Origin of the sequence: Aeromonas sp. PI_26 (assembly GCF_027854445.1) — a bacterium.
Classification (GTDB): domain Bacteria; phylum Pseudomonadota; class Gammaproteobacteria; order Enterobacterales; family Aeromonadaceae; genus Aeromonas; species Aeromonas veronii.
In genome coordinates, this window is sequence record NZ_JAJNOE010000029.1 from 15,483 (window position 1) to 34,053 (window position 18,571).

At 43.1% G+C, this 18,571-nt stretch carries 11 protein-coding genes and 3 pseudogenes; 8 read left to right on the top strand and 6 right to left on the bottom strand.

Translation table 11 applies throughout. The features are described 5' to 3' along the window. Positions 1-188: 188 nt before the first annotated feature. From LRL22_RS20140 to LRL22_RS20150, 3 genes are all read left to right on the top strand, one after another. The gene (locus LRL22_RS20140; protein WP_270906226.1) at positions 189-566 is read left to right on the top strand and encodes a winged helix-turn-helix domain-containing protein; all 378 of its coding nucleotides are present in this window, start codon (positions 189-191) and stop codon (positions 564-566) included. Between the two features lie 71 nt (positions 567-637). Then, complete coding sequence (locus LRL22_RS20145) at positions 638-1,393, top strand: hypothetical protein (protein ID WP_270906227.1); 756 nt, start codon at positions 638-640, stop codon at positions 1,391-1,393. Further along, a complete protein-coding gene (locus tag LRL22_RS20150; RefSeq protein WP_270906228.1) occupies positions 1,390-3,612 on the top strand; it encodes a putative bifunctional diguanylate cyclase/phosphodiesterase in 2,223 nt (740 codons plus the stop codon). Before LRL22_RS20145 ends, LRL22_RS20150 begins: the two co-directional genes overlap by 4 nt. Positions 3,613-3,747: 135 nt before the next feature. On the opposite strand, the pseudogene LRL22_RS20155 reads toward LRL22_RS20150, so the two are convergent. After that, a pseudogene (locus LRL22_RS20155) lies at positions 3,748-3,957 on the bottom strand (IS481 family transposase); the annotation flags it as partial. Positions 3,958-4,683: 726 nt separating this feature from the next. On the opposite strand from LRL22_RS20155, the gene LRL22_RS20160 reads away from it, so the two are divergent. Continuing rightward, entirely contained in the window at positions 4,684-5,646 is a 963-nt protein-coding gene (locus LRL22_RS20160) for an IS1595 family transposase (protein ID WP_270906229.1), read from the top strand. Positions 5,647-5,655: 9 nt separating this feature from the next. Here LRL22_RS20160 and LRL22_RS20165 read toward each other — a convergent pair whose 3' ends face one another. Together LRL22_RS20165 and LRL22_RS20170 are read right to left on the bottom strand one after the other, a co-directional pair. Beyond that, positions 5,656-6,105: a hypothetical protein gene (locus LRL22_RS20165; RefSeq protein WP_270906230.1), complete on the bottom strand. Its 450-nt coding sequence runs from the start codon at positions 6,103-6,105 to the stop codon at positions 5,656-5,658. After that, complete coding sequence (locus LRL22_RS20170; RefSeq protein ID WP_270906231.1) at positions 6,056-6,772, bottom strand: winged helix-turn-helix domain-containing protein; 717 nt, start codon at positions 6,770-6,772, stop codon at positions 6,056-6,058. The genes LRL22_RS20165 and LRL22_RS20170 overlap by 50 nt, the downstream gene beginning before the upstream one ends. Before the next feature lie 642 nt (positions 6,773-7,414). Between LRL22_RS20170 and LRL22_RS20175 the strand changes: the two are divergent. Next, positions 7,415-8,225, top strand: a pseudogene (locus LRL22_RS20175) (IS5 family transposase); the annotation flags it as partial. 224 nt (positions 8,226-8,449) lie between these two features. Here LRL22_RS20175 and LRL22_RS20180 read toward each other — a convergent pair. The 3 genes from LRL22_RS20180 to LRL22_RS20190 all read right to left on the bottom strand — a co-directional run bounded on the left by LRL22_RS20180 (position 8,450) and on the right by LRL22_RS20190 (position 13,616). Continuing rightward, complete coding sequence (locus tag LRL22_RS20180; RefSeq protein WP_270906232.1) at positions 8,450-9,757, bottom strand: carbohydrate porin; 1,308 nt, start codon at positions 9,755-9,757, stop codon at positions 8,450-8,452. A 175-nt stretch (positions 9,758-9,932) separates the two neighbouring features. Continuing rightward, positions 9,933-11,276, bottom strand: coding sequence for a melibiose:sodium transporter MelB (melB, locus tag LRL22_RS20185; protein WP_270906233.1), 1,344 nt, complete (start codon positions 11,274-11,276; stop codon positions 9,933-9,935). Positions 11,277-11,489: 213 nt separating this feature from the next. Continuing rightward, positions 11,490-13,616 (bottom strand): alpha-galactosidase, encoded by a 2,127-nt coding sequence (locus tag LRL22_RS20190; RefSeq protein ID WP_270906234.1) that lies wholly within the window; start codon positions 13,614-13,616, stop codon positions 11,490-11,492. 1,072 nt (positions 13,617-14,688) lie between these two features. Here LRL22_RS20190 and LRL22_RS20195 point away from each other — a divergent pair. The 3 genes and pseudogenes from LRL22_RS20195 to LRL22_RS20205 all read left to right on the top strand — a co-directional run. Beyond that, positions 14,689-15,219: pseudogene (locus LRL22_RS20195) on the top strand (OmpA family protein); the annotation flags it as partial. A gap of 739 nt (positions 15,220-15,958) precedes the next feature. Continuing rightward, positions 15,959-16,231: a winged helix-turn-helix domain-containing protein gene (locus tag LRL22_RS20200; protein ID WP_270906235.1), complete on the top strand. Its 273-nt coding sequence runs from the start codon at positions 15,959-15,961 to the stop codon at positions 16,229-16,231. Positions 16,232-16,411: 180 nt separating this feature from the next. Continuing rightward, on the top strand, positions 16,412-18,571 hold a 2,160-nt coding region (locus tag LRL22_RS20205), incomplete at its 3' end, for an inverse autotransporter beta domain-containing protein (protein WP_270906236.1).

The following is an 18,571-nucleotide window of genomic DNA, read 5'->3' on the forward strand; positions in this document are numbered from 1 at the left end:
TTATGAAAAAGTTGTGATTCGCACTTTTTGTGCGTTGTAGCGCTCTAACTACATGATTTTTATAGTCTTTATGTTTTACGATTTTATTATTTTACTATCAATACATTAGGTGAAAAAAATTAGATTATAGATATGAAATGATTAATAAAGGTCAAATAAACAAAATTTAGCCTGTCGGAGGTAGTTCTATGTATAAGAAGATGGTGAATAAGTCTAGGGATGTATCATTTGATCTTGAATCGGGAATTGTTGAATATAAACTTTCAAATGGAAACTTGATGTACTCAAGATTAGGTAAAAAGGATAGGGATGTTCTTAATTATTTAATTAAGAACATTGGCCGCCTGATCTCCAAAGATGAAATACTAGAAAATGTTTGGTTAAATAGAATTGTGTGTGATAACACAGTTGCTGTTTCTCTATCTAACATTCGTAAGGTTATAAAGAAAGCGGATGAAGATTGTGCGTGCCTTACAAATATATCAGGCGCGGGTTATATATTTAATCCAAGTAAGTCTGGTTTTAAATTGGAAGATGAAAAGAATATTAATGACCTTGTAATGTAGATATGTGTATTTAATAGTAAAAGTAATATCAAATAACGAATAATCACAAGGTTGCATAGGATCGAGTGCTAATGGATAACAATGCAGATTTTTTCGATGGAAGTCAGACCATAGAATGGTGGAACAGTTATACAACACTACATATGCAAGATATCTTTTGTATAGATCCAAGGAAAAAGAATGCTTGCTTGTACTTTAGACCTCAATATATTGAAGCTAAACATTTTTATCACTCATGTAGCATTCAGATTTTGGAGGTGATTACAAAAGTACAACTACATCTTTTGGTTGATTGTTGCCGCGCATTTCATTGCGTAGGAAGGCGACCAAGTGCTATTTTTTTTAAAATTGAAGCGAGAATTATTCCTTCCGTTATTTGTTTGCTATTGAGTATTTTTGACGAACTAAAGTCACAGAGAATAGAAATAATCTTAGATATAAATATGCCAAGCTTACCACAAGACACTATATATGATGAAGTATATAGAAACCTATATCGTATTGTGGATAGTGGCCATATGGTTTGTATGGGGGGATATGATTGGAAAAATTGCTTACCAAGGGACTTAAAAATCCCTTATGAAGTTTTTAAATATTTCAGGTTGGGTCCACCACCTGCGAATGTTGCTGAGATTAATCATTTTATGGACACTTGCTTCTATGTAAAAGAAAAATATAGTCTTAATTTAATTCTAGATAGAATACAAAGCAAAACCGAGCTAGATGTAGCTTGTAGAGCGCCATATTATGCCTTGATGGGGGAGTATCTATCTCCAGTTCTCTTGGTGAAAGACACTGAAAGCATTTATACTAAGGTCACACCATGAATCATGTCAAAAAAGTTTATATACTGTTGTCTGTAGTTTCAATAGGATTATGTAACATTATCTATCAAGGAGTATTCCACCATCTTGCAACTGATGGGCACCATCATTCAGAATATAGTATAACTTGGGCTCCCAATGCATACATGGTATTTTTTCTATGGGCATTTTCAAATTGCATCCCTAAAAAAATTATTATTTCTTTGTTGTTCATGACGATAATTGGATTCAACTTATTATATTTTTCTAGCCAAAACTATCCCGTTGGAATGGGCACATATGGCACATCAATTATTATGTATGCAGTAAATAATACGATATTTATATTCGGTTTTTTTTATTTATTAAAGTTTTGGCAGCTTCATTTCTTTGAGGGTAATAAAAATTATGTTATATCGTATGTTGTATTGCATGTCGGTGGTGCTATATGTACGTTGATCGCTAGTTTTTCTATTGTAATATTTCCTAGCGCGTCATTAGTATTGGTATATCAGCTATTTTCAGCAAATCTCATGGCCTTTACATTTTTTACATCATACTTGTTTTTATCCGACATGTTGATACCAAATGATAAGAATACTAAGCTTTTTCAGTTTAGTTTATTAGTGTTACTGTCATCTATGGTTTTTTACATCGTGAATATACATTTTCATGATCTATCTAAAGAGACATTTGCTCTTATTTTAATGGCATCATTTATCTTTTTGTTCATTCGAACAAGCATATATTTAAAGATAATGATTGTTTCACTTGTCTCCGCTCTCTTTGCAGCAGTAAATGTAGCTCTCTCACTTTCATTGTATGACTTTATTCTATTTTATGGCATTTGTGTGAGTACTAGCATAATTTTAATTATGCGGAGGAAAGAGATTGAATTCATCAATGAATTGCAAGATAACCTTGAGGCTCTAGAAAAAAGCCGTTTAATGGACCCATTAACTGGAGTCTTAAATCGTGAAGGTTTAATCAATGCACTAAAAGAAAATGTTCTGTGTAAAAAAGATTGCTTGGTTGCATATGCTGACTTAGATAAATTTAAAGAAATCAATGACGTAATGGGGCATTCATCTGGAGACCTTGTATTACGAATTGTAGCAACAAGAATCAGAGCTGCACTTGGTCAAAATCCTGTAGTCGCGAGATTAGGTGGTGATGAGTTTGGCTTCATTATTACTGGAGATAAATCTTACACATTGGATCTATGCCAAAACATTATTGATAAAGTAAAAAACCCAGTGATTGTCAGCGGCGTAGAGCTTTCTATTGGAATATCTATAGGCGTTTGCTTTTATCCAAACCAGGAGACTGTGCTTGATTTTATTTTAGATAAGGCTGATATCGCTATGTTTGTAGCTAAACGAACCAAGGCTAAATCTCCTGTTTGTTTTGAAAGGCACATGGATCATAGAAAGAAACATGAGAAAATATCTTGGAGCAGAACTTTTAATGTTGAAGATATTCTGAAAAATAGTTACGCAGTATTTCAACCGATGCATGATATAGAAAACGGTAAAGTTACATCTTTTGAGGCACTTCTAAGACATCCAACTATCGGGACTATCGATATAATAAATTGGGCTGAAGAATATGGTTATATGAATGAGATTTTTGAAATGATGGTTATAAGCGCGTTGGATATTATTCGTACCACGAATATACCTGTTACCGTTAATATATCACCATCACAGTTGATATTTAATGGTGATATGATCGAAAGTTTTCTGGCGGAGATTATTCATGATAATGGACTTTCGCCATACTCCATTAATATTGAAGTGACAGAGTCTGTGCCTATTCTTGATCAGGAGCTATTTATTGATGTTGTTGGAAGAATAAAGGCATTAGGTATCAGAATTTACCTAGATGATTTTGGTACTGGATATGCATTTTTCTCAACTTTGAGTATAGGTACATTTGATGCAATTAAAATTGACCGTAAACTAGTACGTGAGATTCATGAATTTCAATCAACACAGCGTCTTCTATCATCAATAATCAGTTATGCATCAGCAACTGGTATAATGATTATTGCTGAGGGAGTTGAGACTAATGCTGAGTTAGAAATACTAAAAGCGCTTGGCATGAGATATATTCAAGGATTCTATTTTTCAAAGCCTTTAAAAAAATTACAGGTGCTATCTTACTTATCGGTAGAAAAGAGTCAAAATGATAATGTCGTTTCAATAAAAAACACTAAGGGCCCTTATATTTATTTGAATTAAAAACAACATGACTTAGGCAACAATAAAATAGTCAAAAATAGAGATTGACATGTAGCTAAAGTTAGATACTAGATAGCGCTACTATCTGTACAGATCTAGTTATCACCTGACACCGGCCTCAAACCGGTGTCTTGTTTACGCTACTTTAGTGCGCACTTCCTTCGGTATCAATTTCAGACCCTTCTTGAACATGCTGTAGGGTGTTTGACCCTCCATCATCCTGCCTTGATGTGGCCGCTGGGTGTTGTCGTGTTCAAGCTAGTTATCCGGGTTAGTCTCCAGCTACTCCACCGACTCACAGCAGGTCGTTCTCCTCTTGATATGGAAGTGTTCATCCAGCAAGGTGTTCAATCCTCTCCAGTTGCAGAAACAGTTCGTATGAATTTGGTGGTTATACGGTGATTCCAGAGAATACGGTCGAGGTTCCGCTTTGTTATCCTGTTTGCAGCCGTATGATCTCTCCCTTTTGTGGGCGACGGTGAGGTGAATATCATCTCCATAGACGTATTTCATCTAATTCTGTCACAACTGTCTGATCTATGAGTCGAGGTTTTGTTCGACAAGCAGCCCAGTAATAGAAAGGCTTATCCCAAGCTTGTCGATCCTGAGATTAAACAAGCTATCATCGATTACTGTCTCACCAGGCCTTGTTGCAGGTAGCGCAGGAGCCCGCGCTGTGCGGATGTGGGCTGATATGTATGGTGTAACGACTTGCTATCCAAACATGAAAACCAGTTACGTCTGTAGAGCACCGCTCTCTGGATAGTCTGCATCGAACCTCAAGATATGGGCTGATCCTAGTTATAGAAAAAAATGTCATAAATCGGTAGAGTCGATGCCTCTAGACTTAGAGGGCTACAATACTCACGCTAGGGGGGAGAAAAACGCCATCCCGTCAGCAAGTTGAATAATGAATTTGAAATGATATTAAAATAAAAAAGTGGACACTGCACAGTACCCATTTGGGGTGCTTCATTAAGTGGTAATCAGAACGGTATAAATATGGCTCTGTCCCAATTACGTGTTGAGAGGCTAATCTTGAAGTAGGCCATCACCTTGAGGGCTACCATCATGGATACCCCAGCCTTTCAACACCTCTTATCCCTCTTTCCCCGGTTAACCCTGCGCCAGCGCCGTGTTGCCCAACAGGAGCTTGCTGCTCCCCATGCCATTACTTCGCTCAATACCCAGTTACCTGCGTGCGGCGGTTGCCCTCATTGTCAGGCCGATACTGCTCAGCTCGCCCCCTGGGGCTGGAGCAGGGGACTGCGCCGCTATCGCTGCAAACAATGTCAACGCACCAGTACCGTGCTGACCAAGACACCCTTGGCCAGATTACGTAAAGCCCAGTGCTGGGAAGAGTACGCGCAAGCCCTCATCGAAGGACTGACTGTCCGTAAGGCAGCTATCCGTTGCGGGGTCAGCAAAAACACTGCCTTCCTCTGGCGTCACCGCTTCTTGCGTGCCATGGCAGGCCATCAAGCCACACGGGAAGAGGGCATCGTTGAGGTGGATGAGACCTTCTTCCTGGAATCGTTCAAGGGGCAACGGGGACTGCCGCGTCCGCCGCGGCATCGTGGTGGTAAAGGACGAACCCGGGGAACCGGGCCGGATTACATCCCGGTGATGGTGGTGCAAGACCGTGCTGGCCACCATGCGGATTTCCAGCTGGAGCAAATGAATGCTGAGACGGTCATCGCGGTGTTGAAGCCCCTTGTTTCCAAGGATGCTGTGCTGTGTAGCGATGGCGCGGGTGTGTATGCCAGCTTCAGCAAAGTGCAGGGCGTGACGCATCAAGTGGTGCGTAATCGTCAGGGTGAGCGAGTGGCTGGCGCGTATCACATTCAGCACGTGAACGGGTATCACCATCGGTTGAAAGAGTGGATGGTACGTTTCCATGGTGTTGCGACGCACTACCTGAAGAACTACCTGGGTTGGCGAAGGATGCTGGAGCGTTACGGGGAGAGTGTGAATATCAAAGCGTGTTTGCATGAGGCACTGGGGTACCCCATGCAACACGTAATTGGGACATAGCCATAAATATCACCAGAACCCTAGTTTACCAACAGTATTTGCCTTGTAAATAAAAAATGAGGGATTTCTGACCATGACTAAGTCATATTCCTTTGTATGAATTTGTTTTGCCGAAAAAATTGAAGCGTCAGAAATGCTGATATTTACCATGTCATTTTCATTTAAAAGTGTTGGTTTGCTTAACTCTTTAGATTCCAAAACGAAGAATATAATGTCATTATTTTTTTTTGCGAGTATTCCACTGTAGTATATTTTCTCGCCGGTTTTCTTATTCCATCCAAGGGATTTAACTTGACCAAATTTGCATGAATTAAGATATGTGATTTGGTCATAGCGAGCTTCTGTTTTGAAGTCACAGCCGAGGCCATTAATAAATGGAGTGAGGGCATAGAAACTAAACATAACTATGCTAATTACTTTTATATATTTTAAGGTCGTGTGAATAATTTTCATGTCCATAAAAAAAATCACCTTTTTCATCTTTTAAGAGATGTTTCAATGAGTTTTGCTGTTTTTCATTTAGATAAAATACACCACATGCTCGAGTTGAAGAATTTAATTGATAGCAATATAAATCCCCCGTGTATGTGAAAAATACAAATGAAAAATAGAGTATGAGGATAATGTAAACGAAAAATAAAAGACCTTTGGCTCTTATATAAAGCTTCCTTGTTACAGGTAAATGATTGGCCGTTAACAAGGTTGCCTTTTGTTTTTCCTCGATAGATAAGTCATCATCATTTTTTTCCAAAGAATCCAAAGTTGAAGGATGACATTCGTCCTGTTCATCCTGTGAGGCACTCTGACTTTCAAAGGCTAAATTATCAATAATTTTAAAACCTATAGCATTACCATGTAATATGTATCCTCTGCGGTGAACAGTTTCAATACTAAAATCTGGTGCCGCATTTGATAAAGCTTGTCGGATGTTTTTTATCGCGACAGCAAGAGAGTTTGGAGAAATGAACTTGCCTGGCCATCCGGCAGAGAGAAGGTCATCCTTGCTTGAAAAGTTATTAACATTTTTGAGTAGATATGCGAAAATAAGACTCTCACTTCGGTTGAGTCTTGCTTTTTTTTCGTCATTCCAGGTTAAGTCACCCGATACAATGTTAAATCGTAGCATTTTTTTCCTATAACAACCCTATTCATAATAAAGTATCACCGAAGTTGGATGATTTTACAATTCTCTACGTTTAATGGTAGTAAAAGTTAACGATTATTTTTTAGCCATAGGCTGAGGTGATATAACTACTTGAAAATATTGGTTTTTGTTTCGGTGTTGGACTGTGTGATGAAGTCTCACTAATACTGACATTACTGTCAATTGAGGTTGCTGCTCGGTAATTATGGAGAGTGTTTATCTACGTTAACTTTCGTGATTAAACATAATGGTTGATGTGATGTGCAAGAAATGCAATATGCATATATAGGTTGAGACAAGTACTATCTTTCGATTTCAGGTATGAGATCTTGAAGAAGTAAAATATTTTTGTTTAATAAAATAAATAAATGGTGGATATATGCGTGCGGCTATTGAGTAGGCATGGCTGATAGTGTTCTAATGTTGCCTTGAGCGGCTCTAGTATGTTCAACAACGTTCAGTTTAAGCTGTATATCAACGCTCACTTGGCCTCGTTATATCGAGGCCTTTTTTATGATGTATTACTGGTAAATAATGGCGTTATTGTCCAAATTGATCCAGTTAAAATGGATCCGAATGAGGGCTTTGTGACCTGATCATCAGCATTCTCTTCAAGACTGCATCATGGGCACATCGTTTCACCCCATCACTAACAAGCCTCAATACAACAAGTCCTTGATTAACCGTGGCTCACTCAACCTTCTGGGTTTATGCCGAGGCCATGAGCAACTGGTTTCACTACAACCATCATGGTGACGGGGCTGTAGCCAGCTTTACGCTGGCCAGATCATGATTCTCATGGGGATTTTCAAACTCACTCTGTAGGCGACTCAGAGACTACTCGGTTCTCTGTTCAAGTTGAGAAACCTACCGCTTTGTGTCCCCGAATCCAGCGGCGTCAGATTAGCATGCACAGTGGTAGTGGCCTATCGGCAGTCCTCAAAAAGGGGGGCGGTCATCATCACCTGGTTATGGACTTGGCGGGCCTGAAGGTGTTTGATGAAGGCGAGTGGGAAGTCAGGAAACGCAGTGCGGAAAAGCGCCGAGTGTGGTGTAAGTTTTCTTTAGCGGTGGACACGGCAACCCACGATATAGTGGCAGCAGAAGTGTCATTGGAGAATGTCTATGATGCCGAGGTGCTGCCAACCTTACTCACTCCACTGCTTTGCATGCTGGGACGTATTAATGCGGATGACTGCAAAGCCTGCAATCAACTAATAGAACACAAAGGGTTACGGCCTGTATCCTGCCTCGAAGAGCGCGAGGTAATGGGAAAAGGGGCATCTGAGAAATGAGGCGGTGCTGCTGATGTGCAAGGAGGGGCTGGCGCACTGGAAGAAGATATCGGGGTATCACCGTCGCTCGCTGGCAGAGACGGCCATGTATCTGTTCAAGCAGTTACTGGGTGAAAATCAGTCTGCGAAAATACAACGGTTAGGTAGGAGCAGTGATGGTGTATTTGAGCGCGACAAACAAACTGAATAGCCTTACCGTCAAACCGCCCTGACTGTATGCAATAAAAAGAGGGAGGCTAAATGCCTCCCTTACTCATGAGCCCCAAAGGTTGAGACTAAAATATTTGTGACAGACTTAAATTAAGAGTCTGAGCTTACCTTATAATTTTTTGCATCTGATTCTAGCAGTGATCTGGGTAATCTATTACCACCATACCTCTACATTAAAGCCGAATGTCGCTTCGCTTTCACTACCAGCGTTACCACTACTTAAAGTGACAGGCTTACCATATACATCGCCTTGGCGACTCCATTCATTATCCAGCTCGGCATAGGTAGCAAATAGGCGGAGGGTCGGCCGTGCCCAGACCGAGCGACCAGCTTGGAACATCTGTGCCAGCGTGACCTTAGAGAAGCTGTTCACACCAGCACCATTTTGTGCCTTAACTCGTTCATAGCCGACTTCAAGAGCTGTTGCTGTAACGTCATTCCAGCTGTATTGTGGCCGTATACCCGCACTAAACCACTCACTACCATAGTCATTATCTAAATCTAGATTTTGATATGCAGCCGAGTAAAGGGCACCCCAGTTGTCATTAAGGAAGAGATCTCCATGGTTTATAACACGAAAACTACTGCCATCATGATCAACTCCAATCGCATATTTTACAGCTGATGCACCCTCAGCACTCATCAAACCGCCAGCCAAGCCATCGATACCATACTGTATAGCAAGCGTATTACTACCTAGTGCCCATTTCTGCTGGTATAGCATACTCAACATTGCACCGCTATCAGTGATATTTTGGCGTGTATAGCCATTGTTATCAAACTGCCCAAAATTATCATTTTGGGAGAATACATAGTTCAAGCCGAGAGTTATATTTGCATCTTCCCCTACATTTATGTCGGATAGGCGAACATCAAAGTGATGTAACGACCGGCTTTCATCATGATAATCTCCGCTCTCACTAAACGCAGTATAATTACTCTCCGGGGTAAAATAGGCGAGATGAAGTTTAGCACCGTTAAGGTCAATGCTTTCAATACCGAAACCCTTATTAGAAACATCCCAATACTTGACATCGATCATATGAACTTCATGACGCTGATAAAAGCGTTCACCAGCCCAGACTACTGCACCCGGCAAACTTGGTAAGATATTATGGGCAGAAGACCAAACCTGTAGCGTACCAACATCCCCCCACTTGTCTCCACTGCCAATATAATATGTAAAGTCGAAATAAGCTTCATCTTGTCGCCACAAGTCAGCCTTGAAACCTAACTCCCACCAGTTCATCTCATTGCCAAGACGATAGTTGCCATATCCCTCTTGAGCACGTAATACAGTATCTAGCTCTCCTTTCCCTCCATTACGCTCATCATTATTAGTGCTGATATTGCCCCATTTGGCATACCCCATAGTGCTGAAATTTTCAAAAGCAGCCTGAGAAGACAAAGGTAGCATGGTTAATACGAACAAAGTGAAAAGGTTTGATTTTTTAATTTTCATGTTTTCCCTTATTTGTTTAATTAAATTGGTTTTGCATTCTAACGCGCAGGAAAATACAAGGCATAAGTGATTACACCTAGAAAATATAGTCCTTCGGATGTGATAATAGTGCGACAGTCACCGAGACGTTAAATGACGAACGCACTTATCACTTACAAGCCGTTCGCCAATATTTTTACGCTCGACCCAGTGCCGCCAGTACCTCATCATGAAACTTACCATTGAGCTTGTAACGTGATTTATAAATTAGATAGCTCATACAAATTAACAGACTCGGAATACCTAGCATCAAGACCTGCATTCCAAGTACTGTGCTTTCGCTTTGCACAGTATTTGGCACGTAGCCAACTATTGTTAAGCCAATACCTGTTAGGAAGCCTGCAAATGCACTTGCAGCTTTCACCAGCATGGTTTGCACCGAGAAGACGACACTTTCACTGCGCATGCCCATCTTGTATTCACCGTAATCAACCACATCGGCCAGCATCAAAGTTGACATCGCCAAGGCAAAACCTGAGCCAAACTTCATTGCGGCTCCTGCAATTCCGATCAGTAGAGTGTTCTCTGGCATAAAGTTGCCAGCAAGCAGCAAGATGACATAACTCATGAGTGGGAAAATGCAAGCCAGGCGCCAGATCATAGGGCGAGATAGCTTGCTAACGATCAGTGGAAAAAGCACCAACCCCATGATCTCGGCAGAGCCCGCAAATCCCATGAAGACTGCGAACATATCTTTATCACCCATCGCATAGGTGAAATAGTAGATAGCAAAGCTACCGGCTAACTGCATCGCTAAGTTAAAACACAAAACAATACCAATCAGTGCCTTGAGTTGGTCATTTTGGAAGATGATCGCTTTAACATCCTTGAAATTAATCTTCTCAGATACTGTGGTCGCAATAGCGCTATCTTCTTTTACTTTCCATGCGGTCAGCAAAGCACTCAAAATAAATAGCACAGCGATAATCATAGACACCTTGGCGAATCCGGCTCCACTATCACCATCACCCAATATATCAATAGCCTTCATGCCAAAGGCTCCCATTACAAACCAAGCAAAGCTCGCGAACAGACGGGGGATTACCACAATCTGCTCTCGTTCTTTTTTATTACTGGTTAAAGCTGGAATTAATGACCAGTAGGGAATATCCATAATAGTATATGTCATTCCCCAGAGGATATAACTGATAGCTGTATAGATGTAAAGTGCAGTCCCTTCAAACTCATGAGTGAAGAATACAGCCACCATCACTACTGAGTTAATTAGGGTGCCAATAACGATCCATGGTCTGAATTTACCATAGCGGCTACGAGTATTATCAACAATCATCCCCATGATGGGATCGTTAAACGTATCCCAAATTCGGGCGACTAAAAATAAAGTACCTACAAATGCAGCTTCAAGACCAACTACATCTGTATAGTAATACATTAAATAAATGTAAATTATCGAACATGCCAAATCTTTACCAAGAGCTCCTATACCGTAGGAGAGTTTGGCTCCATTGCTTATACTCATAACATTTCTATCCTTATTGTGTGTGTCATACGTGATTTTCATTATTAAGATCGAGGGATGTCCCTCAATTTTTTATAAATAAGGTTCAAAACTGAAGTGCTACATCAGCCTCGCTTATTAATAATAAAAATGCTATTGATAGCGACCATAATTAAATGGTCGCCTCACTATGCTTAATGTCTATTTGTGAATATTTACAATTAAACTATCGTCTTATAAGGCAGATACATCGATCAAGATAGCGGTGGTTGGATCAAGAACTGGCATTGCCAGACCAACCTGACTCAACCATTCACCACTTAACACGATGCCATCAACAGTCCACGCTGGCTGTTGATTAACCAAGCCATTATGAAAATTATCTGGTTGCGCAATAATATTGACGCGATAGCGTGTTTGTTTGGTCAATCCAGGTATCCGTAAAATGCCGCTATGAGCATAGGTAGGCATCTCCGTTTGAGCGACCATCAGTAATGCCTGTCTGGCATCTTGGGCTACAACAGCGTGAATTTTCTGTGCTTGCGGATCATCACTCTCTATCCGGTAGGTGATCCCACTATGAAGAAGGGGTCTATATTGCTTGTGTAAGGCAATGTATTTGGCAAAGCCAGCCTTCTCTTGATCAGACTCTTTTACCGGATCGAGTTCGATCCCCATATGGCCAAACAACGCAGTGATCCCTCGGAAGTCGATATCAGACACTCTGCGAGTTGCATGGCAATGCCGAGCGCCAATATGAGAGCCCATCACTTCAGGTGGATAAAAATAGCTAAACCCGCGCTGAATCTCCTGGCGTTTGAGTGCGTCATTGTTATCAGATGGCCAGAAACGTTGCACTCGCTTAAGGATCTCATAATCGATACGGCCACCACCGGCAGCACATGACTCAATCTCGATATGTGGGTGTCTGGTTTTGAGCTCATCCATTAGCCGATAGACATTATGTACCTGGCGTGTTTGGCAAGCCTGACCATGGTGCGCTGGTTGGACGGTCTCGCGGTTCATATCCCACTTGAGATAAGCAATATCATATCGACTCAGTAGGTTATCTAGACGTTCTAGTAAGTAGGCAAAAGCGTCAGGATTCTGCAAATCAAGAAGATATTGATTGCGACCGGTAGGTTGGTGATAACCATCGAGCTCCATCAGCCAGTCAGGATGCAGGCGAAAAAGATCTGAGTCTTTACTGATCATCTCGGGCTCAACCCAGAGACCAAACTCCATGCCTTGTGACTTGACATGTTGGATCACCGGCTCTAATCCTGCGGGGTATTTTTCCTCATCAAGGTACCAGTCACCCAGTGCAGCTTTGTCGTTATTACGCCCCTTAAACCAGCCGTCATCGATAATAAAGCGCTCAATTCCCATCTTGGCTGCTTCGCTGGCCATACGCATGATGTAATCTGGGTCATGATCAAAGTAAATGCCTTCCCAAGTATTAAGGTGGACCGGGCGGAGGGTCTGATTATTGCGACGTTCCGGGAAGGTAAGAATGTGCTCTCGAACAAATTGATGAAACTGCTGGCTCATGTCATTTAGCCCATTAGAGCTATAGGTCGCATAGAGCCAAGGGGTACTGATGCACTCATTGTGAGCCAGAGAGATTTCGCCTGGATGATAAAGAGCCTCAGCTTGTAAGAAGCGCCGGCCATCAGCTTTAACATCCACCCGCATTCGATGGTTACCACTCCAGGCCAAATGGACCCCCCATACTTCACCATGCTGTTCACCAAAACCTTTTGTACCAGTGATGATTGCAGGGTAATGCTCGTGTGATGTACGGCCACGACGGTTTTCTTGCTGGTAGCCACCATGCTCTAGAGTGTGGCGGTGTTGTTGGAACTCATTAACCCATCGGCCATAAAATGATAAGCACTCACTGGCACGCATTGGCAACGGCAGAGTCGTTGCCAGTCGATTTACCGTGAAGGCGTCTTGGCTGTCGTTGCACAACGTGTGCCTCATGGAAACCACGTCAGAGGTCTGATCGATTCTCAACTCCGTGAGCAACGTTAGGCAGGCGACGTGATCATGGCTGATGATGCGCAGGGCATGATCCTCTTGCTGTAACTCACGTATGGTAAAGACCGGTGACCAGTCTTTACCTGCGCGGTGTCCTTCTAGGGCTGGAGCACTGAAGACTCCGCTCCCTGCATCGGGGAATAATGTCAATGGCACATCACAATCAAGGCGGCCGAAAGGAACAGGGCGGTCTAGTGCTGGGCTGCAACTAGCATAAGGCTCGGTCAGTTTGTTGCCCCAATAGATAACTTCGGCACCTTGCTCAAGGTTGACTAGCAAATCGGTACGTCGACCACTTATCTTGCAGATTTTTTCCATTACGCTTCCCCAGCCTGTAAGCAAACATTAATCACTGATTGATTTCGCGCAGCTTAATCAAAGCAATGATTGATTAATGTGATTTGGTCGACAGTAGTGTAATCGGTTTCACTCGTGCGACTAAAAAATGTCAATAGCACAACTCAACTCACAAAAATTGGTCAAACCAGCTGTTTTTTGACCATCTGGTGATTCGAATGAGGCGTTTCTTCTCGGCTGGCTGCCAAGCGTTCAAGCTAGGGCATGATGGATAACCTGACGATGGAATGCCTGATGTACATTGATAATGCTGAGTATCTAAGCTCTGGACGAGGTCAGGTTTTGTAGGGGGGAGGCCAGGATGAAAGTTCGCAACTCGTGAGGCATAGCGTGCCTGCAAGAAGATCACCTGTGACGCATGGCAATAACATTCATATGTGCAGAACACAGATGACATCCAGGAAATGGCTGCAACAAATGTAATCGATTACAATCCTTTGACTAAAAATCTAATCAGTTGGTGGGGCCCGTTTGGGCGTCATAGACTTTCACCTTGATGGTGTTGGCAGGTCCCACGAGAGAGGTGCCCGTTCGCCTCCAGGTAGCAGGTTGGCCGTGCCGGTGGATGTACCACTCATTTTTGAGTGTGATAGAGGTCAAGTATTCAAAAATCACGAATTGCTCATGTGTGTGTACTTTTAATCGTGCGCAAATAAGGTTATGGAGGGCGCTTTTAAGTAGCCGTATCGTGTTTAATGTGTTGAGCAAATTCATAACCTCATCATGAATTTGGGTCTGATTAATCGCATCCTATTTCACGCAGATTGTGATTCTGAATAGTCGCCAGTCTGGTGGAGTAAATCTTTACCAGGGCTAGCAACGGTTATTGGCGGTGTAGTGCTGGTGATGAGTATCAGAAAGCACAGGCTGACAAGGATTCATATCTAAGGCCAATAATGGCTATCACTAGCATCGATGAGGTTACACGATGAGTTTTAGACTAAAGAGTGTATGGGTTGCACTGGCTCTTGCGAGCGTTGCTGCTCAGGCGAGCAACGATATCTATGTAGGTGGGGGCGTTGGTGCTGCTCAATATAACGCCAATCAGAGTGTGGCAACGCTGGAGGCAATATACCATCCGTTTCGTGGACGTGATATCAAGCCTGTTCCCACATAGACTCCAGTCGTGAAAGAGGTATCGACTCCAGCCACAGAGGTGGTTGAAAAATATTTCACGCTAAGCTCGGATGTCCTTTTCGATCTCGGCAAGTATCACCTTAAACCGGAGGGAGTGGCGGCACTGAACTCCTTGTATCAGCAAATCCGCGATTTTCAACCCAAAGATGGCCAAGCCATGGTAGTCGGTTACACAGATCAAATCGGTTCCAAAGAACGCAATCTGGTGCTTTCTGAAGCGCGTGCTCGTACGGTCGCAGATTTTTTGATTGGCAAAGGTATTGTCGCCACCAAGGTAGCCATTGAAGGGCACGCTGATGCGGCTCCTGTGACGGGTAATAAGTGTGCAGGCATTCAACCAAGAGCAGAGCTTATTATGTGTTTAGTGCCCGATCGACGTGTAGAAATTCGTGTATCTGGAACACAGGAAGTCCAAGTGAAGGAGTAATTATTTTATCAATGGGTGCTGACATTTATCATTTTTGTTGATATGGAACTTTTTAAATCACAATTAAATCATGCTTTTAAATGATTGCTTTTCGGTATTTTGTTGTACTTGCTAAGCACATCTAGTTGATGTGCTGGTTATTGTTATAGGTTTTTATTATTAGGGTGGATTATTGTTCCTCTCTGTGTTTTGTGCCGAATCCGACTGTTGGCACTTTAAGCTCCGATACTACGGAGCTTTTTTTATGTCTATTTCATCGCCCCGGGGGCTTCTTACCTTGAGGGCTGCTAGCAGAATCGAAATGGCATAAATAGATGCTTTCACAAGTTATGTGCATTGTGATTAAAAAAGGCAGCACCTCACTTGTGTGAAATGACTTTTTCATAATTAAATCACCCTTTTTTTTCTCCTCTCACCTGTAAGTGTATGTTGCATATCACTTTTTTGTTCTTTGGTTGGCTTTTGGTGGCATGGCTGATTTCATGACTTACATTTTTTATCTTTGTATTCTATGTCGCATTAGAGCAGCTGAAATTGATAAGGCTTGATAACTGAAGCTTGCTTTTTATGAGGCTTTGATGGGCGAAAGGTGTCGAAGGAGGAAATGAATGAGTTCATCTGCCAAGTCATGGATGCCTACCAAAGGGTTGGCGCCAAAGTACCACAAGCTGGTGGTGTGTATGAATTCAGGTATTTCATTCTTTACCTGTAAACACGGTCTGCTTGAAAAAAAGTAGTGGTGGGGAAAAGGGAATGCTTGCTTTTGGGCGCATTAATTGAAACTCCCGGCTCTGCCATTTCAAATGAAGAATTAATGCAAAAGGTATGGCCTGGACGGCCTGTCAGTGGTAATGCACTGGCGGTCAAAGTGCACAATCTAAGGCATATATTACGTGGTGTCGGTCGGGAACAAGACATTCAGCGTTTAACAAATAATGGATATCGATTTAAGCATGAGAATAAAAAAGTGACTATCGAGGGTGTTGAAATAGTCATTTACGCCAACAGATAGCGCTATCAACGTTTTTTATTATTGGCATGTAAAAATGCCAAGGTTTGATTGTGCGTATTTAACGGGTATCGGGTGTTGTTAAAGGAAAAGTAATAGGGATTTAATCTCAACATTTATCGGAGACTGGCTTGATTGAAAAAGGCCGCGGTGCTAAACAATGTTAAATAGGTGTAAAATTGTATGAGTAAATTAAATAAACCCTCTTGTCGCATAAAAAAAGTTGCGGCGTGGGTATTGTTGTCACTTTATACATCGACAGGCATAGTCAGTCCGATTGCGGCTGCGAGCACTGCACTGAAAAGAGATGTACAACTTCTGCCCTATTCCGTTGTGGCAGGCGATACCCTTTATGCAATTGCTTTGCGTCATGGCCTTACTGTTGACGGTTTGCTTGAGTTGAACAAGCGAGCACCTACACCGATCAATAGCGAGCTGATTAAGGTAGGTCAGATCATTTATGTTCCAGCTGAACAGTCGCATGTATTGCCAGCACTGAATAACTTAAAACCGGAACACGCCAACACAAATCAGACTGAGGCATTTATTGCTGGTCAGGCAAGCCGTCTGGGGCAGACCTATGGTCAGAATGATGATCAGGATCTGCGTTTCAAAGGGCTGAAGAATGGCGATACCCGATATGGTGCCAACAAGCAGAACGGGAGTGATTCCCCTTCATTCGCCCAGCAGGAAGCGGACTATCTCAAACAACAAGTGCAATCGGCTTTTCAGGCCGAGGCTAATCAACGGGTCAAGAATCTGCTTGGAGGGTTTGGTACTGCCGAAGTCGAACTGGCGTTTGACGATGATTTCCGCCTGAGAAAGTATTCTGCTGATGTACTTGCTCCTCTGCTGGATACACCGGAGCGCTTGCTGTTTGTTCAGGCGGGTGGCCGTCATGACGACACAACAGATCGCACTATTGTCAACCTTGGTGTGGGCCAGCGCCACTTCTTTGAGGAGTGGATGCTTGGCTACAATGCCTTCCTGGACTACGACATTTTGCGCCATCACTCCCGCTTGGGTTTGGGTGCCGAGGCGTGGGCAGATCATCTGAAGCTTTCCGCCAACGTCTATACACCGTTGAGCAATTGGAAAGATTCGCCTGATTTTGATGAATACCTTGAGCGCGCTGCCCGAGGGTTTGATCTCAACGCCAAATACTATCTCCCCAAATATCCTCAGTTGGGGATATCTGCCAAGGTTGAGCAATATTTTGGTGATGAAGTTGATCTTGTCGGTAGCAAGCAGCTTGAACGCAATCCCTATGCTGGGACTGTGGGCCTTGAGTGGCAGCCCGTGCCGCTCCTGAAGGTTGGCGTAGATCACCGCGAGGCCAAAGGGAACCAAAGCGATACCCAGATCAACGTTGGTCTGGAGTGGAAGCTGGGCGCCTCCCTTGATGAGATGTTGAATCCGGCCAATGTTGCCCTTTCTCGCCAATTACAAGGCATGCGCCACGACCTGGTCGAACGCAACAACAATATTGTCCTTGAATATAAAGAAAAAGATCGGGCGGTCACTGTTGAGCATGCTGCGATCGCCGGCATGAGTGGTGAGCTGGTTCAGCTCAATCCGATTGTGAATATCTCCAAGGGTAATATTGTCTCCTGGCTCTGGTCATCACCTGAACCTTTACTGCAGGGGGCTCTGTCAAACGCCAACACTCAGGCGCCAACCCTGACATTGCCAGTTTTGCCACCAGATGTTCTGACCGACAGAGAATTCACTCTATTCCTGACGGTGACAGACGAGCGAGGTCGTACCTACCAATCCTCACCGATCTCTGTGATGGTTCGAGTTAACCCGGAGATGCTGACCAAGCGTCTGATCGTTATCTCTGAAGGTCATGAAGCTGACTCCATTGACTCACCTCATGCTGAGGTCTTGATAGAAGACCAAGGTACTCTGATTGAGTTTGTCCTGGCACGCCAGCTGAAAACTGATGCGTCCTCCTCGGTCATCGTAGAGGCCCGTGAAGTAGTGTTCGATCAGCTCGCAGGTTATGACGTCGAACAACTGGAAGGGGAATTCCGAGGTGGTGCGCGCAATGCTGATCCGGTATGGGTCAACAAGCTAAAGGTTACTCCACGTGATCCGGACCAACCTTCTGTACCTGAAGTATTGAGTTTTCATGCAAAGGGCGCAGCAGAGCAAGCGTCTGGCAATGTGCATCTGACGCTGAAAACCTTGACTGCAATAGATCCTGTTGCCAAGCCGAAGGTCAGCAACCTGCGGATGGCAGGCAAGCTGGAAGTGGGTGAGAGCCTGAGTGCGACTTACTCCTTCAATGCCAATGGTGGCGACACCAACGACCACTCAACCTATGCCTGGGGTAACGAA